At 66.4% G+C, this 21,003-nt stretch carries 16 protein-coding genes; 9 read left to right on the forward strand and 7 right to left on the reverse strand.

Annotated features, from left to right (window positions below; translation table 11 throughout):
- The first annotated feature begins 20 nt into the window (after window positions 1-20).
- Window positions 21-557, forward strand: coding sequence for a DUF5815 family protein (locus tag ACSFC7_RS00420; protein ID WP_436345738.1), 537 nt, complete (start codon window positions 21-23; stop codon window positions 555-557).
- Between the two features lie 41 nt (window positions 558-598).
- On the opposite strand, the gene ACSFC7_RS00425 is transcribed toward ACSFC7_RS00420, so the two are convergent.
- The gene (locus ACSFC7_RS00425; protein WP_436345739.1) at window positions 599-3,052 is read right to left on the reverse strand and encodes a PAS domain S-box protein; all 2,454 of its coding nucleotides are present in this window, start codon (window positions 3,050-3,052) and stop codon (window positions 599-601) included.
- Between the two features lie 103 nt (window positions 3,053-3,155).
- Window positions 3,156-6,008 (reverse strand): PAS domain S-box protein, encoded by a 2,853-nt coding sequence (locus ACSFC7_RS00430; RefSeq protein ID WP_436348040.1) that lies wholly within the window; start codon window positions 6,006-6,008, stop codon window positions 3,156-3,158.
- A gap of 187 nt (window positions 6,009-6,195) precedes the next feature.
- Here ACSFC7_RS00430 and carB point away from each other — a divergent pair, with 187 nt between their 5' ends.
- Complete coding sequence (carB, locus tag ACSFC7_RS00435; protein WP_436345740.1) at window positions 6,196-9,471, forward strand: carbamoyl-phosphate synthase large subunit; 3,276 nt, start codon at window positions 6,196-6,198, stop codon at window positions 9,469-9,471.
- Between the two features lie 195 nt (window positions 9,472-9,666).
- Here the strand turns inward: carB and ACSFC7_RS00440 are convergent, their stop codons facing one another.
- The gene (locus ACSFC7_RS00440; protein ID WP_436345742.1) at window positions 9,667-11,325 is read right to left on the reverse strand and encodes a hypothetical protein; all 1,659 of its coding nucleotides are present in this window, start codon (window positions 11,323-11,325) and stop codon (window positions 9,667-9,669) included.
- 206 nt (window positions 11,326-11,531) lie between these two features.
- Here ACSFC7_RS00440 and ACSFC7_RS00445 point away from each other — a divergent pair, with 206 nt between their 5' ends.
- Complete coding sequence (locus ACSFC7_RS00445) at window positions 11,532-12,317, forward strand: ABC transporter ATP-binding protein (protein ID WP_436345744.1); 786 nt, start codon at window positions 11,532-11,534, stop codon at window positions 12,315-12,317.
- 14 nt (window positions 12,318-12,331) lie between these two features.
- On the opposite strand, the gene ACSFC7_RS00450 is transcribed toward ACSFC7_RS00445, so the two are convergent.
- Window positions 12,332-13,159, reverse strand: a complete 828-nt coding sequence (locus ACSFC7_RS00450; protein ID WP_436345745.1) for a hypothetical protein — start codon at window positions 13,157-13,159, stop codon at window positions 12,332-12,334.
- 184 nt (window positions 13,160-13,343) lie between these two features.
- On the opposite strand from ACSFC7_RS00450, the gene folP reads away from it, so the two are divergent.
- From folP to ACSFC7_RS00465, 3 genes are all read left to right on the forward strand, one after another.
- A complete protein-coding gene (folP, locus tag ACSFC7_RS00455; protein WP_436345747.1) occupies window positions 13,344-15,926 on the forward strand; it encodes a dihydropteroate synthase in 2,583 nt (860 codons plus the stop codon).
- Window positions 15,927-16,052: 126 nt separating this feature from the next.
- Window positions 16,053-16,871, forward strand: a complete 819-nt coding sequence (locus ACSFC7_RS00460) for a hypothetical protein (RefSeq protein ID WP_436345749.1) — start codon at window positions 16,053-16,055, stop codon at window positions 16,869-16,871.
- Window positions 16,872-16,942: 71 nt separating this feature from the next.
- A complete protein-coding gene (locus ACSFC7_RS00465) occupies window positions 16,943-17,713 on the forward strand; it encodes a class I SAM-dependent methyltransferase (protein ID WP_436345751.1) in 771 nt (256 codons plus the stop codon).
- A 22-nt stretch (window positions 17,714-17,735) separates the two neighbouring features.
- Here the strand turns inward: ACSFC7_RS00465 and ACSFC7_RS00470 are convergent, their stop codons facing one another.
- Window positions 17,736-18,005, reverse strand: a complete 270-nt coding sequence (locus tag ACSFC7_RS00470; protein WP_436345753.1) for a hypothetical protein — start codon at window positions 18,003-18,005, stop codon at window positions 17,736-17,738.
- Window positions 18,006-18,029: 24 nt separating this feature from the next.
- Here ACSFC7_RS00470 and ACSFC7_RS00475 point away from each other — a divergent pair, with 24 nt between their 5' ends.
- Complete coding sequence (locus tag ACSFC7_RS00475) at window positions 18,030-18,167, forward strand: hypothetical protein (protein WP_436345755.1); 138 nt, start codon at window positions 18,030-18,032, stop codon at window positions 18,165-18,167.
- A 25-nt stretch (window positions 18,168-18,192) separates the two neighbouring features.
- Window positions 18,193-19,299 (forward strand): aldo/keto reductase, encoded by a 1,107-nt coding sequence (locus ACSFC7_RS00480; RefSeq protein ID WP_436345756.1) that lies wholly within the window; start codon window positions 18,193-18,195, stop codon window positions 19,297-19,299.
- Between the two features lie 69 nt (window positions 19,300-19,368).
- On the opposite strand, the gene ACSFC7_RS00485 is transcribed toward ACSFC7_RS00480, so the two are convergent.
- Both ACSFC7_RS00485 and ACSFC7_RS00490 read right to left on the reverse strand, forming a co-directional pair.
- A complete protein-coding gene (locus ACSFC7_RS00485) occupies window positions 19,369-19,638 on the reverse strand; it encodes a hypothetical protein (protein WP_436345758.1) in 270 nt (89 codons plus the stop codon).
- Between the two features lie 109 nt (window positions 19,639-19,747).
- Window positions 19,748-20,524, reverse strand: a complete 777-nt coding sequence (locus ACSFC7_RS00490) for an SDR family oxidoreductase (protein ID WP_436345760.1) — start codon at window positions 20,522-20,524, stop codon at window positions 19,748-19,750.
- A gap of 242 nt (window positions 20,525-20,766) precedes the next feature.
- On the opposite strand from ACSFC7_RS00490, the gene ACSFC7_RS00495 reads away from it, so the two are divergent.
- On the forward strand, window positions 20,767-20,907 hold the full coding sequence (locus ACSFC7_RS00495; protein ID WP_436345762.1) for a DUF7560 family zinc ribbon protein: 141 nt from the start codon (window positions 20,767-20,769) through the stop codon (window positions 20,905-20,907).
- The last annotated feature ends 96 nt before the right edge of the window (window positions 20,908-21,003 follow it).

The following is a 21,003-nucleotide window of genomic DNA, read 5'->3' on the forward strand; positions in this document are numbered from 1 at the left end:
ACCCGGCCGAAACACGCCCAATGGCAGAGCCCCGCGTACCGGGTTCCGGCGGCGATCGAACCCTCGAACTTCCCTGCGGGAAGACCCTCGATCCGCACGAGATCGACCTCGGAATGCGCGAGTATACCTGCAGTTGCGGCGACACTCACGCGGTCGTCACCGACGTCCATCCGCCCTCTCGCTTTTTCCCCGAGTCGCTCGTCGCGATTCTGCAGGAGACGATCGAACCCGCCGACGAGTTCGAGGAGTTCGGCACGCCCCACCTGCTGGGCGTCGTCATGGAGGAGTTCCCCGAGAAGGTCGTCACCGACGACGCGAGCGACGACGGTGCCGTCGGCTACGCGATGCTGTGGGTGACCGACTTCGACTCCCGCCGACTCCACGAGATTATCGTCGAACTCGTCGTGGAACTCATGGATCACGCGATCAGTCACGCCGAAGACGGCGACGCCGTCACCGACTTCGAGTCGCAGATGCTCGAGTTCGACGTGAGCGAGTTCGTCGAGCAGTACCGGCGACAGCGCGATTTCGAGAGCGAACACGACCACGCGCTGTAAGGGCGATGAGTCGGCGAGTACATGGAATGAGCCAGCAACTGTCAGCGACAGCCGTCGACGCCGCGGAACTCGAACCGTGCGCCGCCGGTGTCGCTATCGGTAACGTCGACCGTCCAACCGTGAGCCTCGGCGATCCGGCCGACGATTGCGAGTCCGAACCCGGTGCCCTCGGCCGACGTCGAGTAGCCGCTTTCGAACACTCGGTCACGCTCCTCGGCCGGTATGCCGGGTCCGTCGTCCTCGACGAAAAAGCCCGTCCCGTCGGGCAGATCGCCGACGGTGAGGGTGACGGCACCGTCGACGGGGTCACCCCCGTTAGGTGCGTGTCGACCTCGTTGATCGGCGCTCGTCGAGCCGTGCTCGGAAGCATCAGCGACCGAGGACGGTACGTCGCGTCTTCCGTCGTCCCGCTGAGCCTGCGAAGCAGGGCTCGTAAAGCCGTGTTCGACGCTGTCATCGGTCTGTGGTCGACTGCTCGTGGAGCCGTGTTCCGCGCTGTCGTCAGCGCGGGAAGTGCGCCGACTGCTCGTCGAACCGTGTTCGACAGCGTCCCGACGAGCTTGCGAGTCGGGGCTCGCTGAGCCGTGCTCGACGGCGTTCCGAATCAGATTCTCCAGCAGCCGTTTGAACCGTCGTTTATCGACCCGGACGGCGGAATCCGTCTCCGTCTCGAGTACGGCGGCGTCCGTGTCGACGTGTCGCCAGCACCGTCTGGTAAACGCCGCGAGATCGATCGATTCGAGCTCCGTGATCGGTTTCTCCTCGCGTGCGAGCGTTAGAATGTCGTCGATCAGTCCCTGCATCCGCTCGTGTGCCTCGGCGACGGTCTCGAGGCGGTCGTCGTCGCGGGACTCCCGCGCCAACTCGAGTTGGCCCCGGGCGACGTTCAACGGGTTTCGAAGGTCGTGAGAGACGACGTTGGCGAACGACTCCAGCCGTTCGTTCTGTTGCTTTAGCGTCCGTTCGCGCTCCACGCGCTCGGTAATATCGCGGAGGACGCCGACGGTTCCTCGGAACTCGTCGTCGTCCATCGGGAGGAGCGCGAGGTGGTTTTCGTTCGGCACCCAGTCGCCGCTTTTCGTCAGGACGGACAGCTCGTACGACGCTCGGTCGCGATCGTTACGCAACAGACGCTGAATTCGCGCTTCACCGCCGGCGATATCGTCGTCGTCGAGGACGACCGAGACGTGTTCGCCGATCAGTTCGTCGGGTTTGTAGCCCGAAACCGTCCGATCGGAGTCGATCGGCGGGACGACTTTGGTGAACCGACCGTCGGCATCCAACGCGTACACTTCGTCGGGAATCGTCTCGAGGATCGTCTCGTACTGCTCGAGTTCCCGTTCGCGTTCCTTCCGAGCGGTGATGTTCCGGACGACCCCGGCGGCACCGCGGTACTCGCCGTCTTCGAGCGGGAGCAACGAGACGTTGTCCTCACACTGGATTCGAGCCCCGTCTTTCGTTTTGACGGTGATCTCGTAGGTCTGCTGGGTCGTTTCCGACGCGCTGGATAAGAGTTCCCGAATGACGTCCGTCCCGCGCTCGACGGACGGTTCGTCGAGCAGAAACGAGATGGGGTGCCCGACGAGTTCGGCTTTCGCGTAGCCGGTTATTTCGGCGTACGCATCGTTGACGAACGCGTAGCGGCCGTCCGAATCGACCGTGTAGACGGGATCGCCGAGCGCTTCGATGATCGTTTCGTATCGTTCCAGGTCGCGATCGCGATTTTTGCGGTCCGTGACGTCTCGCAGCGTACAGATGAGTTCGTCGTGATCCGTCGTCGAGAGCGTGTGATCGACGACGATCAGGCTGCCGTCCGCCCGGACCCCGGTGGTCTCGTCGTGCCAGTAGCCCTCCGCTCTCACGGTCGGGAGCACCTCCTCGCGTACGGTCGCGGCATCCTCGTCGGTGTACAGAATCTCCCAGTGCTCCCCGATCAGCGCTGCTGGATCGTAGCCGAAGCAATCGGCGTACGACTGGTTCACGGAGACGAACGTGCCGTCCGGATCGAGCAGACTGATCCCTTCCTGTGCGGTTTCGATCGCGCGACGCTGGCGTTCGTGGTGGCGCCGGGTACGAGCCGTCTCGACTGCGTTGACGATTCGGTTGGCGAGCACCGGAAACTGGCTGGTCTCGCTCGCTTTCTGAACGTAGTCCGTGACACCCGCCCTGATCGCGTCGCTGGCGAGCGCCTCGGATCCCGAGTCGGTACACAGGATGAACGGCATGCGTTCGTCTCGCCCGCGAACGCGTTCCAACAACGCGAGTCCGTCCATGTCCGCCACGTCGTACTCCGAGACGAGGCAGTCGATCTCGTGGGCCTCGAGATACGCGAGTCCCTCCCGTGCGGTCGTCGCGGTGGTCGTCTCGAACCGATCGTCTTCCCGCTCGAGGCCCTCGGCAATCTGCGCTGCAAACGCCGGGTCGTCGTCCACGTGCAAAACACGGATCCGATCCGGCCGGGCGTCCGCACGTGGTGATTCGCCGGTCGGTTTCATGGCCCCTCTTTTGCCAGTACGGAGAAATAGATTGGGTCCGTTATCACCGACGAACCTGTTAGCGATAACGATATCGCGGGCTGAATCAACCGGGACGATACCGCTACGGGCCGATCGAGACGGCCAGCCGAAATCCACCCGTCGCACTCTCTTCGAGCGCGATCGACCAGCCGTGGGCCTCGGCGACCTCGGAGACGATCGCCAGTCCGAACCCGGTCCCGTCCGTTGCCGTACTGTACCCCCACTCGAGAATCGCCTCGCGTCCGTCGGACGGGAGTCCCGGTCCGTTGTCCTCGATCGCGAATCCGTCCGCAGTCGCGGTGACCGTGACCGTCACGTCTTCGCCGACGTGTTCGCGGGCGTTACGCAGGGCGTTCTCGAAGAGGGCACGGAGTCGGGTCTCGTCGCCGTCGACCGTCGGCAACGGGTTCTCACGGACCACCTCGAGCGCGGGATCGACCGTGCGGTGTGCCCGGTCGAGGACGGCGTCGAGGTCGACCGACGCCGTCTCGGTCAGTCGCTGGCCGCTCCGGGCCAGCGTGAGCACGTTCTCGACGAGTTCGTCCATCCGGTCGAGCGCCCACTCGATCTCCGCGAGGTGCCGCTCGCCGTCTTCGTCGACGTGCCCCTCGAGGTTCTCGAGGTGGCCCGACGCGAGCGTGAGCGGGTTCCGGAGGTCGTGAGAGACCGTGCTGGCGAACGCCTCGAGGCGATCGTTCTGGCGCTCGAGTTCGCGGCTTCGATCGGCGAGTTCGCACTCGCGGGCGGCGCGATCGAGGGCGGCCTCGGCGTTGGCGGCGAGGATCCTGGCGAGCGTCAGCGCCTCCGGATCCAGGTCGTTGGCCTCGAGCGAACTCACGATAAAAATGCCGTGCTCCCCGAGGGGAACGTGGGCTTCGCTGCGGACCGGCGTCTCGGAGTTGCGAACGTTCGGTGCGCGACGGACGTCGCCGTGGACGATCGCTTCGCCCGCCTCGTAGGCGTCCCAGGCGATACCGCCGCCGGATTCGATGAATCCGACGTTTCCGAACAGTTCGATGGCGCGCTCGCTCATCGCTGCGGGGACGAGTCCGTCGCGTTTCTCGTCGACAGACGCCGCCCCGGCGTCGGAACCCGGTCCACCGTCTGCGCGCGCGTTCGACGGGTCTGACGCCGATCGCGTCGTGAGGTCGTCGTCGTAGAGAAACACCGAATTGAGGTCGAGATCGAGCGCGTTGCTGGCGATGTCGGTCACGATGTGCGCGATCTCGTCGCGTCCCGTCGCGGCCATCAGCCGCCGTGTTCCGTCGTGCAACAGTCGAATGCGGCGCTCGTGTTCCGTTCTGGCCGTGACGTCGCGTATCGCGCCGACGCTTCCTCGCAACCGTCCGTCGTCGTCGAGCACCGGCGCGATGTTGTCCTCGATATGGATGGTCGTTCCGTCGGCCGATTCGACGGTCTTTTCGATGGTCCCGCTCCGCCGGTCGTCGCTCGACTGAATCGCCTCGAGGAGTTCCCATCGTTCCTCGAGTTCGTCCTCGGAGATGAACTCGGTGACGTGCTCGCCGACGATCTCGTCGCGGGGTTCGCCGAAGTAGTCGGCCATCGCCTCGTTGACGATCTCGACGCGTCCCGACGCGTCGAGGACGTACATCGAGTCGCTGACGGTCTCGACGAGGGTCCGGTATCGCTCGAGTGTCCGCTCCCGGCGTTTCCGTTCGGTGGTGTCCGTGTAGATCGCGTACTCGTGGAGTTCGCCGGCGATCTCGGTTGCAAAGCCGCGAAAGAGGAAGTCGCTGGGACCGTCGGCTGTGCATCGCTCGACCTCGGCCGTGACGACGGTCTCGAGTCCGACCGACTCGTAGACGTCGATCTCCTCGCTCCCGGCCGGGGTGAGCAGTTCGTCGATGCCGCGTTCGTCGAGCGTCTCGCGATCGTATCCGAATAGCTCCTCGAACGCCGGATTGACGGCGACGACGCGGACGGTATCGGCGCGGTTCAGCAGCAACACGGCGTCGGGAACGCTCTCGAACAGCGCGGCGAACCGGTCGCGCTCGTCTCGGAATTCCCGCTCCGACTGAATCCGCGTGACCGTCGAGGCGACGGTCGCGGCGACGAGTTTGACGATGCTGACTGCGCGGCCGTCGAACGCGTCCGGCGTCGTCGAAATCGTCTGGAGGACGGTGTCGTCGTTGACGGGAACGCTCACGACCGAGCGAACGTCGGCCGCGGACGGCTCGTCACCGCCGGCGTACGACGTCGGATCGATCACGCCGGTCCTGTCGGTCCGAAGAGCCTGCTCGGCCAGTCCCTCACAGACGGATTCGTGAAAGGCTGGCGTTACAGCGTTCGTACCGGTGACTGCGGCGGGTGCGACGTCTGCGCTGATCCGACTCGTGTCGGGATCGTCGCGTTCGACGAACACCGCACTCGCGTCGCTCTCGAGGAGCCGACTGACGGCGTCGACGGCGAGTCGATACGTCTCCTCGACCGTCGAACACGACTCGAGTGCGCGGACGGCGTCGCGGGTGTCCTCGAGATCGAGTCCAACCCCGCGGCTGTCGTCCGTCGCCAGGACCGATCGAAGCTGGTCGCGGAGCCGGTCGATCGAGTCGCGCCGCCCTTTCGGCACGTATCCCGACAGCCCGGCCGTGATGGCCTCGCTCGCGAGCGTCTCGTCGCCGTCGGCAGTGTAGAGCACGAACGGGACGGTCGCGAGGCCCTCCGCTCGAAGGGCGTCGTACAGCGAGAGTGCGTCCGTCTCCTCGAGGCGGTACTCCGTGACGACACACGCGTACGCGCTCGTCTCGTCGGCGAGCGCCTCGCGGAGGGCCGCCGGAGTCGTCACCTGCTCGACCGTACGGGCCTCCGACGACGACTCGAGCGTCCCGACGGTCTGCTCCCGATCCGTGCGGTCCGGATCGAGGTAGAGAAGGGGATCTACTGCCGCTTCGCTGCAACTCCCGAACTCAGACATTTCGTCGTCTTCCACCACTAACGGCGTCCTGATAAGACGTTCGGCCGTTTCCGACGCGCTCTCCCGGCAACTCCGGTTTGCGTGCCGATAGATCGGCGTTACAGTTCGAAATTCGAAAATCGATTTCGAGATTCGTACTGTATCGTGGGGCTTATTACGATGTGCGAACTCCGATCCGACAAGCAAAATGAGTACGGACCATCAGGGCGAGGGCGACACAGGGGACGGACGCACGATCCTGTTGATCGGCAGCGGGCCGATCCAGATCGGACAGGCAGCCGAGTTCGACTACTCCGGTGCACAGGCCTGTCGGGCGCTTCAGGAGGAAGGCGCTCGCGTCGTGCTCGTCAACTCGAACCCCGCGACGATCATGACCGATCCGGAGATGGCCGACGAGGTCTACATCGAGCCGATCACGACCGACGCCATCGCCGAGATTATCCGCAAGGAACGGCCCGACGGCGTCATCGCCGGCCTCGGCGGCCAGACCGGGCTCAACGTCACCGCCGAACTGGCCGAGGAAGGCGTCCTCGAGGAGTACGACGTCGAGATCATGGGGACCCCGCTGGACACGATCTACGCCACGGAGGACCGCGACCTCTTCCGCCAGCGCATGGAGAAGATCGGTCAGCCGGTCCCCAAGTCGACGACGATCTCGCTCGAGGAGGGCGAGTCGGTCACCGAACTCAGCGACGAGGACGTCCGCGAGCGCGTCGAGGCCGCCGTCGAGGAAGTCGGCGGACTCCCGGTCATCGCGCGTACGACGTACACGCTCGGCGGCTCCGGCTCTGGCGTCGTCGAGGAGATGGACGAACTCCTCGCCCGCGTCCGCAAGGGACTGCGCCTCTCGCGGAACAGCGAGGTCCTCATCACGGAATCGATCGCCGGCTGGGTCGAGTACGAGTACGAGGTCATGCGCGACGCCGACGACTCCTGTATCATCATCTGTAACATGGAGAACATCGACCCGATGGGCATCCACACCGGGGAGTCGACGGTCGTCACCCCATCCCAGCTGGTTCCCGACGAGGGTCACCAGGAGATGCGCACCGCGGCCCTCGACGTCATCCGCGAACTCGGTATCCAGGGCGGCTGTAACATCCAGTTCGCCTGGCGCGACGACGGCACCCCCGGCGGCCAGTACCGCGTCGTCGAGGTCAACCCCCGCGTCTCCCGCTCCTCCGCGCTCGCCTCGAAGGCGACGGGCTACCCGATCGCTCGCGTCACCGCGAAGGTCGCCCTCGGCAAGCGCCTCCACGAGATTACCAACGAGATCACGGGCCAGACGACCGCAGCGTTCGAGCCCGCGATCGACTACGTCGTCACGAAAGTTCCGCGCTGGCCCAAGGACAAGTTCGACGACGTCGACTTCGAACTCACCACGGCGATGAAGTCGACCGGCGAGGCGATGGCCATCGGCCGCACCTTCGAGGAGAGCCTGTTGAAGGCGCTTCGTTCCTCCGAGTACGAGCCCGACGTCGACTGGGCCGACGTTTCGGACGAGAAACTCGAGGAACGCTACCTCGAGCGCCCCTCCCCGGACCGCCCGTACGCCATGTTCGAGGCCTACGAGCGCGGCTACGCCGTCGACGAAGTCGTCGAACTGTCCGGCATCTTCGAGTGGTACGCCGAGCGCTTCAAGCGCATCGCCGACTCGACGCTGGCCGCACAGGAGGGTGACTTCACCGAAGCCGCGATCGCCGGCCACACCAACGCGACCATCGCGTCGGCTGCCGGCGCGGACGTCGATACCGTCGAGCAGCAGGTGCCGGGTCGCACCTACAAGCAGGTCGACACCTGCGCCGGCGAGTTCGAGGCCGAGACGCCGTACTACTACTCCTCACGCAAGAACGAGTTCGAGTCCGGCCCGCTGGTGGGCGAGGCCGCCTCGGGCGAACTCGAGGTCGACCTCGACCTCGAGAGCGTGATCGTCGTCGGCGGCGGCCCGATCCGCATCGGGCAGGGCGTCGAGTTCGACTACTGTTCGGTCCACGCGGTGCAGGCGCTGCGCGACATGGGTATCGACGCCCACGTCGTCAACAACAACCCCGAGACGGTCTCGACGGACTACGACACCTCCGACGGGCTGTTCTTCGAGCCCATTACCGCCGAGGAGGTCGCCGACGTCGCCGAGGCGACCGGCGCCGACGGCGTGATGGTCCAGTTCGGCGGCCAGACCTCGGTCAACATCGGCGAACCGCTGCAGGACGAGATCGACCGCCGCGGCCTCGACTGCTCGGTCATGGGAACCAGCGTCGAAGCGATGGACCTCGCGGAGGACCGCGACCGCTTCAACGCCCTGATGGACGAGATGGGGATCGCCCAGCCCGAGGGCGGGACCGCCTTCTCCAAGACGGAGGCGCTCGAACTCGCCCACGACATCGGCTACCCCGTCCTCGTGCGCCCCTCCTACGTGCTGGGCGGCCGCGCGATGGAGGTCGTCTACGACGACGAGGAACTCGAGAAGTACATCGAAGAAGCCGTCCGCGTGAGCCCGGAGAAACCGATCCTCGTCGACGACTTCCTCGAGGACGCGGTCGAGCTCGACGTCGACGCCGTTTCCGACGGCGAGGACGTCCTGATCGGCGGCATCATGGAACACGTCGAGGCCGCCGGGGTCCACTCCGGTGACTCGGCCTGTATGATCCCGCCGCGCTCGCTCGACGACGACACGCTGGCCCGCGTCCGCGAAGTCACCGAAGATATCGCGGATGCGCTCGACACCGTGGGGCTGCTGAACGTCCAGCTCGCCGTTCGCGGTGTCTCCGGGCGTAGCCCGGATGGCTCGTCGGACTCGGACGAGTCCGACGCTGGTGAAGTCTACGTCCTCGAGGCGAACCCGCGCTCCTCCCGTACCGTTCCGTTTATCTCGAAGGCCACCGGCGTTCCGATCGCCAAAATCGCCGCGAAGGTCATGGCCGGCACCTCGCTCGCGGACCTCGAGATCGACGAGCAGATCCCCGAACAGACGTCGATCAAGGAGGTCGTCCTGCCGTTCGACCGCCTGCCGGGCTCGGATCCGCGTCTCGGCCCGGAGATGAAATCTACGGGCGAAGTCATGGGCAGCGCCGACACCTTCGGCAAGGCCTACGACAAGGCACAGGACGCGACCGGCAAGCCGATCCCCGAGTCGGGAACCGCCATCGTCGACCTCTCGGCGGACAAGTTCCCGGATCCGGAAACGGAAGCGGGCGAGGCGCTGGTCGACGGCTTCACCGACCACTTCGACCTCTGCGAGGAGGTCGATCTTCCGCAAGCCGTCCGCGAAGGCAAAGTCGATCTCATCGTCTCGCGGGACCGCGACTTACTCGAGGTCGCCGTCGAGGAGGAGATCACCTACTTCTCGACGCCCGCCAGCGCGTCGGCCGCGCTCGAGGCGCTCGAGGCCAAGGCCGAACCGATCGACGTCCAGTCGATCACCGACCGCCCCAAGCGGTCCGGCGAGTGGGGTAAAGCGGAGTAATATCGGGCGAGTCACGCCGGCACTTCGTGACCCGCGTTCGACGGACCGATCCGTCGAGTGCACCCGTCGTTTCTGATGCGTACCGAGTTTCTCTGTTACCGAACGGTTCCGTGGTCTGCATCGAAAATCAGCGGTCGGAGCCGACAGCCGGTGATCATCGCGATAGACGGCGGTCGGATTGCCCGGTATCGGCGCTCACTCGAGCGTGTACCAGTCGAACTCCTCGATCGCGAACAGATACGAGACGGGGGGTGCGAGGAGCCCGACGACGAGCACGGTCCACGCGGAGATTGTGATGCCGCGGGCGGAGACCGCCAGTTCGGGCCCGGGCGTCCACGCCGTCACCGCCGTGAGCAGGTCGGCGATCAGCACGGGCGCGTCGACGTAGAGGACGGCGGCGGCGATCGCCGAGAGGACGATCACGGCCGAGTAGACGATGAAGGCGGTCTTGCTCGGCATCACCGCCTCGCGGTTGTTCGTCACCTTGACGCTGCCGTATCGGGGGAAGGCAGCGCCGACCCCGGTCGCGAGCGCCGGCGTCGCGACCGCGCCGACGGTGGTGGCGACGACCAGCGCAGCGGTGTGCTCGAGCGAGAGCGGACTGACCACGCCGAGGGTGAGCGAGACGAGGAAGGCGACCGGGCCGGCGACGAGCGCGCCGGCGACGACCAGTCCCGTAATCGCCTGCCGGCCGGCGAGCGGTGAGGCGACCACGGTGGGCAGCGCCCGGCCGAGGTCACCCAGCGGGTTGAGCGTGAACAGCGCGCCGGCGGCCCAGACGACGTACACCGAGAGGATCACGGCGACGTGTGTCGGCACCGTGCCGGTGCGGGCGATCTCCTGGACGAACGCGATCGAGCCCAGCAGCGGGTAGCCGACGTACACCAGTCGAATCGGGGCCCGTTTCGTCCGCCGAATCGCGGTCGTCGCCACCGTCCGAACCGGTCGCGAGAGGCCGTACGAGAGGAGCCCCGAGAGTCGATCCGTCGAGTCCGTCGCCGACGCGTCGGCCTCCTCGAATCGCGCCGGGTCGGCGAACCAGTGTCGTCGCGCGGAGGCGATGCCGACGGCGAACGCGGCGGTACTGAGGATCGCCGCACCGGCGAGCGCCGCGAGGGCACTGCCGCTCGAGGCGTCGACGTTGGGAACGGCCATCAGCAGGAGGTGGCCGGTCCAGCCCAGCGGACTGTCCTGGAGGGCGACGAACAGCTGGTCGATAACCAGATTGAACCGACCCGTGGCGATCGCCCCGAAGTAGAGCACCCAGAACGCGATGAAGATCACCATTCGGTACCGGGCGATGGGTTCGTAGACGGTGACCAGGTGTCGGATCCAGACGCCGATCACGAAGCCGACGGGGACGGCGGTGAGGAGGGCGAGCGCGACGACGAGCGGCACGAGCAAGACCGGGAGAATCGTCCCGGCCCCGGAGGCGAACGCAGCCGAGAGAACGATCGCCGGGGGGAACAACCAGGCACCGAACAGGAGGATCTCCGCGCCGACGACGCCGATCGCGACGTTCCGGAGCGGCGTCGAGGTGAGCAGAAAGGCGGATTTGTCGACGGTCGCGGCCGCGGTGAACGCCCGGATCCCCGCCATGAAGACCAGAAACAGCCAGCTGACGGCGACACCGCCCGTGACGAGTTCCGTCACCACGGTAGCCTCCGACTGCGTGACGCCGTCCGCGAACTGTTCGCCGAGCAGCGGCAGGAGGTAGCCGCCGGCGACGACGATCGACCCGAACATGACCACCGCGAGCAGTCCCATCATGAACAGCTTCGATCGCTCGTTCGACACCGCCCGGACCGTGCGCCGGAACTCCATCCTGGCGACGAGGAGGGGAACGCGCGACATCAGCGACGACCACCGTCGAATCGCGGAGCGAGCGGTATCTCGCGGACGCGCGTCAGTGCAGGGGCCATAGTCGATATCGCGTGGCGGGAGCAGTAAATCGTTCGGATTCCTTGACATCCGAGCGACGGCTCCCGGCGCGCTCGCTCGAGTCCCGAGCACGTCGGATATGTCACACATTTACATCAACTGCGACGAAACGAGACGGTATGAGCCCCGCCGACGCCCCCGCGATCGAAACCGAGGCCCTCACGAAACGGTACAGCGAGACGACCGCCGTCGCCGGGCTGACGATGACCGTCGATCCGGGGACTGTGTACGGCTTTCTCGGGCCCAACGGCGCGGGAAAGACGACGACGATGCGGATGCTGACGACGCTCACGAAACCGACCTCGGGGACGGCCCGGGTCGCCGGCCACTTGATCACCGACCGCGAGGCCGTCACGCCCTACATCGGCTACCTGCCCGAGGAGCCGCCGATCTACGACGAGTTGACGGGTCGCGAGCAACTCGAGTACGCTGCCGGTCTCCGGGACCTGCCCGAGGCCGACGCCACCGAACGCATCGAGTCGATGCTCGAGCGGTTCGACCTCCTCGAGGACGCCGACAGGCGGATCGAGGGCTACTCGAAGGGGATGCGCCAGAAGGTCGGCGTCATTCAGGCGGTCCTGCACGAACCCGCCGTCGCCTTCCTCGACGAGCCGACGAGCGGGCTGGACCCCCGCGCCGCCCGGACCATGCGGGAGACTATCGCCGACCTCGCGGATCGGGAGATGACCATCTTCCTCTCGACGCACATCCTCCCCGTCGTCGACGAACTGGCGGACGAGATCGGCGTGCTTCACGACGGCGAACTGGTCGCACAGGGCGACCCGGAGACCCTGAAATCCCGCGCCGAGACCGGCGAGGTGCGCAGTCTCGAGGAGGCGTTCCTCGAGGTCACGCAGGAGGCGTCGGCTCCCGAGGACGATACCGTCGAGCCGTCGATGGAGTGACGGTCGTATCCGTCTCACTCCTCGAGCGTGACGACTCCCTCGGTCGAGTTGACGTGGACCCGTCGATTCTCGCCGACGGTCAGGCTCACGCGAGCGAGCTCGAGACCGCCGGACGGCCGTTCGAGTTCGATAACGGAGGTCCGGGTGGTCAGATCGGAAGTCAGTACGTACGGGTCGGTGTAGTAGCCGTGGAGTTGCGCGATACCGTCGTCATCCTCGACGCGGGCCCAGCGGTGGCCGATCGAGCCGGAGCCGAAGCCGGACTCGACGAGCACCAGCACGGATTCGTCGAAATCGACGGCCCGTAGCCGATCGCGCGTCTCGTCGTCCGCGTCTTCGTCGTCGAACACCGATTCGTACTCGTTTTCGTCACCTACCAGGCGAACTCGATACGCCTCGTCGCTCGGTTCTGCGTCGACGCCGAACATAGTATCCCGTATCGTGACGGCGGGTGTGGAGAGTGGCTCGAACTCGAGCGACGGCTCGGTCGCCATCTGGTCGCCGAGGTACTCCTCGTTCCAGTCGTTGTCCTCCGGATCGAACGGATCGTCCGGATCGTGCGGGTCCTCGGGTGAGTCCGGCCGCTCGATATCGTGGGACGGCTCGGTGATCCGTGGATTCTCTTCGACGGTCTCCTCGTCTTCGTTTTCGTCGCCACGGTCCGTACCGTCGTCGGTACTCTCAGTTCCGTCGTCTTCGCCGTCGTCGGCACCCCCAATTCCGTCGTCTGTGTCGACGTCAGTCCCTGGACCTTCGTCGTCGGCCGTCTGTTCGTCGAGACAGCCACCGAGGGACGCAGTGACGGAGAGTCCAGCGCCGACGAGAATCGTTCGACGATTCATATCAACACAGCCTCACGTATCGGATAAATACTTTCTCCGCAGTTAGCGGGATTTTTCACCTCCTATCGAAGGAGGCCGGACGGCCGAGCGACCGGACACGGTGACGGAGCGACGGAAACGGAACCCGCGAGAGAAGACGATGCCAGTCCGACATTCCTAAGCGCGCGGACTCTGTGGTTCGGGTATGGAGTATCACGAGGCGGCGAACTTTTTATTCGATCTGCGGCGGTTCCGCCCGAAACCGGGGACGGAGTCGACGGCGCGGCTGCTCGCCCACCTCGAGAACCCCCACGAGGACGTCGATTTCGTCCAGATTGCCGGCTCCAACGGCAAGGGGAGTACGGCGCGGATGGTCGAGCGGAGCCTTCGAGAGGCCGGGCTCTCGGTCGGGCTCTACACCTCGCCCCACCTCGAGGATCTGCGCGAGCGAATCCGCGTCGACGGTCGCAAGATTCCCCGGTCGGCGGTCCGCGGGTACGTCGAGGCCGTCCGCGAGTACATCACCGAGCGCGGGGCCGACGGCGACTCGCCGACGTTCTTCGAGACGATGACCGCGATGGCCGTCTGGCACTTCGGCCGCGAGGACGTCGACGTGGCCGTCCTCGAGGTCGGCATCGGCGGCAAGTACGACGCCACGAGCGTCGTCGATCCGGTCGCGAGCGCGGTGACGAGCGTCACGCTCGAGCACACGGGTATCCTGGGCGATACGGAAGAAGAGATCGCCCGTGACAAGGCCCACGTCGCCCCGGCCGACGCGCCGCTGGTGACCGGCGTCTCCGGGGACGCACTCGAGGCGATCCGCGAGGTGGCGGGCGACGTGGTGACCGTCGGTACGGCGCCCGCGGCACAGGATAGCGAGGGCGGCCCCGACGTCAGCGTCGAGTACGGGGGGCGGGCGAACCACACCGAAACCGCCGTCGCCATCGAGCACGGCGACTGGCACCTCGAGGCGCGGATCCCCCTTCCGGGCGCGCATCAGGCCGAAAACGCCGGGATCGCCGCCGTCCTCGCGCGGCAGGTGACCGACATCTCGGACGACGACCTCGCACGAGGGCTGCGAAGCGCCCACTGGCCGGGCCGCTTCGAGGTGATCGACACGGAGCCACTGGTGGTTCTGGACGGCGCGCACAACCCCGGTGCCTGCGAGCAACTCGCGGAGACCCTCTCGACGTACGCGTACGACGACCTCCACCTCGTCTTCGGGGCGATGCACGACAAGGACCACCGCGAGATGGCCGCGACGCTGCCGACGCCCGATTCGGTACTCGTCGCGGAACCGTCACTCGATCGGGCCGAGGATCGGGACGTCCTCGCGACGGTGTTCGCGGACGCCGGCGTCGACGACGTTCGGACGAGCGAGAGCGTTCAGGACGCCCTCGAGACCGCACTCGCCGACGCCGGAAGCGACGACTGCGTGCTCGTGACCGGGTCGCTGTTCGCCGTCGCGGAGGCCCGCTCGCGCTGGACCGCCGCGGGCGTGCCGAAACGGATTCGGAACCTCGCGGACGCCCGCGACGCGCTCGCGAGAGCGAACGTTCCCGAGGCCGACGGCCACCGATCGCGGGCCGACGCGGTCCACCGCGTGGTCAAACTGACGGTCGAGTCCCGTCAGGCGACCGCGTTGGAAACGGAACTGGTGCGCCTCGGCGGCGAGTGCGCCCTCTCCGGCCTCCAGCAGAACACCGAAGCGGTCGAGGCCGTCCTGATGGGAACCGTCACGCAGTTCGAGCGTCTCGTCGCGACTCTCGAATCGGACGCGGGCGGCCACTCGAGCGGGCTGGCGGACGTCGCTCGAGAGATCCGGGAGACCCTCGAACTCGACGCGAGAGCCGCGGACTCGAGCGGGATAGGGCCGAGCGACGGGGCTTCGACCGATGCGGACTCGGGGGGTTCAGACTCGATGGACTCGGACTCACGGGTGCCGGATCCGACTGGGAAACACGGCGACGACCGGTTTCCCTGGCACGACCGCACCGCCGTGATGGGGATCCTGAACGTCACGCCGGACAGCTTCCACGACGGCGGCGAGTACGACGCGCTCGAGGACGCCCTCGCCCGGGCCGAGGCGATGATCGAGGCCGGCGTCGACGTGATCGACGTCGGCGGCGAGTCGACCCGTCCCGGCGCCGATCCCGTCTCCGTCGAGGAGGAGATCGACCGCGTCGTCCCCGTGATCGAACGGATCGCGGATCTCGACGTCCACATCTCCGTCGACACCCGCAAGGCCGCCGTCGCGGCGCCCGCACTCGAGGCCGGTGCGGACGTCATCAACGACGTCTCGGGGCTCGAGGATCCCGAGATGCGCTTCGTCGTGGCCGACCACGACGCGGGGCTCGTCGTGATGCACAGTATCGACGCGCCGGTCGTCCCGAATCGGAATATCGAGTACGACGACGTCGTCGAGGACGTGATCGACCAGCTCTCCGAACGCATCCTGCTGGCCGAGAAGGCCGGGATCGATCGCGACGATATCGTCGTCGATCCCGGAATCGGGTTCGCCAAGTCCGCCCGCGAGAGCTTCGAGATCCTCGGTCGCCTCGACGAGTTCCGCGCGCTCGGCTGTCCGGTCCTGTTCGGCCACTCCCACAAGTCGATGTTCGATCACGTCGGCTCCGCGGCCGGCGACCGCGGTCCGGCGACTGTCGCGGCGAGCGCGATCGCGGCCGACCGCGGCGCGGATATCGTCCGCGTCCACGACGTGCCGGAGAACGTCGCCGCGGTCCGGACGGCGCTCGCGGCGCGCGATCCGGAGCGGTTCGAGTGGTAACGGCCCGGCGATTTGCCGGACGCAGTTCCGCCCGGCCTTCAATGAGTGTTCAGGTGCCGGTCCAAACTTCAACCGTCCGGACGGAGTACTCCCTCCGAGCGCAGCGTGCGCGAACGATTACAATGCATGTCTGAGGAACACGACTCCGACCTGGCGGCGGAGATTCCGACGGAGAAACTCGAGGAGTACGACGTAGAGAACCCGGTCGAGACGGTCACTTCGGTCGTCGACAACCCGCAGCGCGTGTTGCTGCCGTTGCTCGGCGGCGGGGTGTTGCTCCTGTCTGCCCTCCGGTCGCTCAAACGGGGGCAGTTCCGAGCGATTCCCGCGGGAGCCGTCGGCGCGGGGCTGCTCAGCTACGGCCTTCGAAACCGTCGCTCGACCGAGGCAACCACGTTCGAGCCGGACACGGCGGAAATCGAGGGCGGTACCGAGGGGAAGGAGACGTCCGATCAGGCCAGCGCCGCGGCCGAACGCAACGACTCCGGGCGGACGTCTCAGATCGATACCAGCGGCGATATCCACGAATCGGCACAGCTCGGCGACGAGGGAGAGACGGGATCGCGGATCGAGTTCACCGACGATGCGGAGCAGGACGAGCCGCGAACGAAGCCCGAACACGTCGGTGACGAGGAGGATCCCCGTCGCAATACCGACGACGACAACGACGAGCCGGTCGAGATCGACGTCTCCGATACGGCGATGGCCGAAGAGGCCAGCGAGGCGACGGGGCCCGACCCCGAACAGGCCCAGCCGTCTCAGACCGACGCGACCGAACCCGAGGAGACGCCCGAGGAGGACGCCTCGGACATGAAAGTCGAACCGGACGAGGACGCGGATTCGACGGACGACGAGACGAACGCCGACGCGGACGAGGGGATCGAAGAGGACGCCGCGGACATGAAGGTCGACCCGGACGAGGACGACGAAGACGACGATCGGTAATCCGCGTTCGATCTCGAACTCGCATCCGAATCCGGCGGAACCCGACCGTTCCGACTGTTCTCGAGACCGCTATGTCGAACCTACTGGGACTGCTCAGACGCGGCCTCAATCGACCGGACAAGATCCCTCGCTATCTGTGGGGGCTGCTCGTCCCGTCCGACCGCTGGGGGCCGGAGTGGCGCAGACGCGACGACCTCGTGCTGTTCGAACCCGGCGGCTTCGCCGCGAGCGCGCGAACCAGAGCCGAGTTCGCCTCGAACCTCTTTCACGAGGTGACCGGACTCTGGACCATCTGTGACGATCACCTCGAGGAGACGCCGACCCGTTCGCTCGAGGTCGGCTGTGGCTACGGCCGATTGACGCCGTGGATCGCGATGCGATCCGAGCGCCACGTGGCCGTCGAACCGGATCGACGGGCGCTCGAGCGTGCGGTCGTCCAGTACGGACGCACCGATGGAGACCCCACTGGTGGCACCGTCACTGCCGGAGACGTGAACGTCGCGTTCGCTCGCGGCCGTGCGGAGTCGCTGCCGGTCCCCGACGACGCGTTCGATCTGGTGGTGACGTGGACCGTTCTGCAACACGTCCCGCCGGAACGGATCGGCGAGGCCGTCTCGGAGCTCCGGCGCGTGCTCGCACCCGGCGGACTCGTCGTCTGCTGTGAGCGCGTCCGCCCGCCCGCCGACGATCACATCTGGCCGCGCTCGCTCGAGACGTACGCGGAACTGTTCGAACCGCTCGAGTGCGTCGACGACCGTCGCCGGTCGGTCGAACCCACCTGGAGCGACGCGATGTCGACCGACCGACCGGCGGAGCGCGTGCTGGCGTTTCGAGAGGGGTAACGGTGCGGTCCGAGCGCTGTACTCACGGCCTTCGGTCCCGGGCAGCGTCCTCCCCTGCCGACTGCCAGCCGGAGAGGATGTATGCGGGGAGTGCGATGGTACCGACGACGAGCAGCGCACCCGCGAGGACGGTTCCGATAGTGATCCGACGTGGACCCAGGGTCAGCGACGCCGCGAGGTCGAACTCGTGGACGGTCAGGGCGGCGAGAACGGCGACGCTCCCGAGCGAGACGATCGCTACCGCGAGCAATAGTGCCGGGTGCGCGAGCCGTCGAGACCGCTGGTCGTCCATACCGAATATCGGGAGCCACCGGTCATGAGTCGTTCGCCTCGCGGACCCGAACCCGACGCGGTGATGCCGTCCGCCGGAACTGATACCAAACGCGTTCCGGCGGCCGAGACCGATACCGAACACGTTCCCGTCCCCGTCTGCGGCGCGTTCCGCACGCAATAAGTTCCCTCGCTTCCAAGGGGCGAACATGCAATACCAAGAACTCGGCGACTCCGGCGTCGAGGTCAGCGAAGTCGGCTTCGGCGCGTGGGTCGTCGGCACCGACTGGTGGGGCGACCGCTCCGAAGACGACGCCCTCGAGATGGTCCAGTACGCCGTCGAGCAGGGAGTCACGTACATCGATACGGGCGACGTCTACGGCCACGGCCGCAGCGAGGAACTCATCGGCCAAGCGATTTCGGACGTCCGCGACGAGGTGACCCTCGCCACCAAGGTCGGCTACGACTTCTACAACAATCCCCAAGCCGGTCACGGCGAGTTGCCCAAGGAGATGGACCCCGACTACCTCCGGGACGCCGTCGAACAGAGCCTCGAGCGACTCGACGTCGAGCGGATCGACGTGCTCCAACTGCACAACGCCGACGTCGAGGAGATCACCCCCGACGTGCTCGAACTGCTCGACGAACTCGAGGAGGACGGCCTGATTCGGGCGCGCGGCCTCGCGCTCGGCCCCTCGATCGGCTGGCTCGCCGAGGGCGACCTCGCGATCGAGGAGGAGTTCGACTCCCTGCAACTCGTCTGGAACGTCCTCGAGCAGGAGGTCGGCGACCACTTCCTCGAGACGATCGAGCGAACGGGGTCGTCGACGAGTCTCATCCCCCGCGTCCCGCACTCCTCGGGCATCCTCAACGAGCAGGTGACGCCCGAGACCGAACTCGGCGAGGGCGACCACCGCGGCTTCCGTCCCGACGAGTGGTACGAGACCGGCTGGGAGAAACTCGAGGCGTTGCGGTTTCTGGAGCACGCGGAGCCACGGTCCGCGAATAACTCGAGCGGGCAGAGCCCGCGAGAGCGCGACGGCGAGCGGACGATGGGACAGGCCTCCATCGCGTGGCTCCTCTCCCACGAGCCGGTCGCGTCCGTCACGCCGACCTTCCGCACGAAAGGCGACATCGACGAGTGGGCGGCCGCGAGCGACGTTCCGAAACTCTCCGACGGGGAGATGACTCGCGTCGAAGAGTTGTACGAGAACGATTTCGATATCGACCGCGACGACGGGATGGACTCGCTGCGCTCGTCGGTCGGCGGCGAGGACATCGAGTCGGCAGGCCTCGATAAACTCGCGGCCGACTGAGCGGGATCGCCCGCAACTCTTCCTCGTATCCGACAGCCGTTCGACGGACGCGACCGTTTTGCTGACGGCTTACTCGCTATCAGTCTTCGTGACTCTGAACTCGAACTCGAGTTGGCCGTCCGTCTTCACGTTCACGCCGCCGAGTTGTTCCGAGATCTGTTCCCGCGCTCGAGAGCTCGGTTCGACGGTCACGGAGACGCTGTCACTGTTCGTGTTGTAGGAGATGTTTCCCACCGTGACGTCGAAGTCGAAGAGCGTCGGCACCTCCGCTCTGAGGTACTCGCGGACGTCTTCGACCTCCGACCGAACGGTTGCCATCTCCTCGTTCAACGTCGTCATCGGAAGAGGTAGCTGCCAGCCGCGCTTAACCGTGTTCCTTGCCCACGTACCGCATTCATACGGTCGATGATGTTCGGTACCGCTCGAGTGCCGTGCACGTTCGTGGCGACTATCTCCCCTTCGACGCCAGCCACTCCTCCCACGTCACCGATCCGACGGTTCGATCCGGGCAGGTCGCTCCGCCCGACCGGAATCCGGACGCGACCGCACCCGGAATCGGAACGCGAACGATGGGCCGGCGACTCCCCCGCGCGTCGCGATACGTTCGAGCGAGGTCACCGACGGTTCGTCTCTCCGGGCCGCCGACGTCGGGGACGCGGCCGGCCGCCTCGAGCGTCGCGCAGTCGACGATCACGTCCGCGGCGTCGCCGACGTCGATCGGCTGGAGGCGAAACTCGGTCGGTAACGGCCAGATCGGAAGCCACGAGATCGTCTCGAGTAGCTCGAAGACGAACGAGTGGAACTGGGTCGCGCGGACGACCGTCGATGGAACGGCGCTCGATTCGACGGCCCGTTCGGCCGCCAGTTTGTGTTCGTAGTACGAGTACGGAATCTCGTCGATCCCGACGATCGAGACGTAGACGAAATTCGCGACGCCGGCGTCGGCGGCCGCCTCGAGGAGCCGTTCGGTACCGCGGACATCGACGGCCTCGCTGTCGCCGCGCGGGGCGGTCGCCGCGTGGATCACCACGTCGACGTCCTCGAGGGCCGTCCGAACACCGGTCCCGTCCGCGACGTTCATCGCAACCCACTCTACCTCGTCGTCTGTTTCGACTGGTGGGGACCGACTCGTCGCACGAACCTCGTGGCCCGCCGCCAGCAGTCGGGGTTGCAGCGCTCGGCCGAGCGTCCCGGTCGCACCGGTGAGGAGAGTCCTGTGAGTCATCCCGACTGATAGTTCGGACTCCCCGTTCGAGTCTCTACTGCCGGATTCGGCTGTGGGATTTAAGTCAGGGTGAGAACGGCACCCGCGAAACGCGCCCACTGACCCTCGACGTTGACGGGGTCGAGGACGGCCTCGAACCGGTTCGGGCAGCGACCAGTACCGCATCGCTATATATGTCCCTCTATATCCGGGTCACCACCCTATCCCTGCTGAGAGCGAACTGTGGAATAGGAGCGCGAACCATGTCCACAAAAACGTACGAGTTCACCTGTCCGGACTGCCAGCGATCGATTCCAGTGACGGGTCCGATGCGCGACGCGACGGTAGCGAACGGGTGTCCGCTCTGTGGCCGGCCGGTAACCGGCACCCACTTCGAGGCGTGACTTGCGACGGGGTCGCCACCCTCGTCGGCTACCTGAACGGAATCGCGGGCGAATCGCAGTAACGACATAAGGCCCTTAGTTCCATGTAACATCCTT

Source organism: Natronorubrum halobium, from assembly GCF_051351675.1.
GTDB lineage: Archaea > Halobacteriota > Halobacteria > Halobacteriales > Natrialbaceae > Natronorubrum.

Bases quoted from the DNA above. Each gene is read 5' to 3' on its own strand.
- ACSFC7_RS00420 (WP_436345738.1), top strand. From the start codon at position 21: ATGGCAGAGCCCCGCGTACCGGGTTCCGGCGGCGATCGAACCCTCGAA.
- ACSFC7_RS00425 (WP_436345739.1), bottom strand. From the start codon at position 3,052: ATGAAACCGACCGGCGAATCACCACGTGCGGACGCCCGGCCGGATCGG.
- ACSFC7_RS00430 (WP_436348040.1), bottom strand. From the start codon at position 6,008: ATGTCTGAGTTCGGGAGTTGCAGCGAAGCGGCAGTAGATCCCCTTCTC.
- carB (WP_436345740.1), top strand. From the start codon at position 6,196: ATGAGTACGGACCATCAGGGCGAGGGCGACACAGGGGACGGACGCACG.
- ACSFC7_RS00440 (WP_436345742.1), bottom strand. From the start codon at position 11,325: ATGTCGCGCGTTCCCCTCCTCGTCGCCAGGATGGAGTTCCGGCGCACG.
- ACSFC7_RS00445 (WP_436345744.1), top strand. From the start codon at position 11,532: ATGAGCCCCGCCGACGCCCCCGCGATCGAAACCGAGGCCCTCACGAAA.
- ACSFC7_RS00450 (WP_436345745.1), bottom strand. From the start codon at position 13,159: ATGAATCGTCGAACGATTCTCGTCGGCGCTGGACTCTCCGTCACTGCG.
- folP (WP_436345747.1), top strand. From the start codon at position 13,344: ATGGAGTATCACGAGGCGGCGAACTTTTTATTCGATCTGCGGCGGTTC.
- ACSFC7_RS00460 (WP_436345749.1), top strand. From the start codon at position 16,053: ATGTCTGAGGAACACGACTCCGACCTGGCGGCGGAGATTCCGACGGAG.
- ACSFC7_RS00465 (WP_436345751.1), top strand. From the start codon at position 16,943: ATGTCGAACCTACTGGGACTGCTCAGACGCGGCCTCAATCGACCGGAC.
- ACSFC7_RS00470 (WP_436345753.1), bottom strand. From the start codon at position 18,005: ATGGACGACCAGCGGTCTCGACGGCTCGCGCACCCGGCACTATTGCTC.
- ACSFC7_RS00475 (WP_436345755.1), top strand. From the start codon at position 18,030: ATGAGTCGTTCGCCTCGCGGACCCGAACCCGACGCGGTGATGCCGTCC.
- ACSFC7_RS00480 (WP_436345756.1), top strand. From the start codon at position 18,193: ATGCAATACCAAGAACTCGGCGACTCCGGCGTCGAGGTCAGCGAAGTC.
- ACSFC7_RS00485 (WP_436345758.1), bottom strand. From the start codon at position 19,638: ATGACGACGTTGAACGAGGAGATGGCAACCGTTCGGTCGGAGGTCGAA.
- ACSFC7_RS00490 (WP_436345760.1), bottom strand. From the start codon at position 20,524: ATGACTCACAGGACTCTCCTCACCGGTGCGACCGGGACGCTCGGCCGA.
- ACSFC7_RS00495 (WP_436345762.1), top strand. From the start codon at position 20,767: ATGTCCACAAAAACGTACGAGTTCACCTGTCCGGACTGCCAGCGATCG.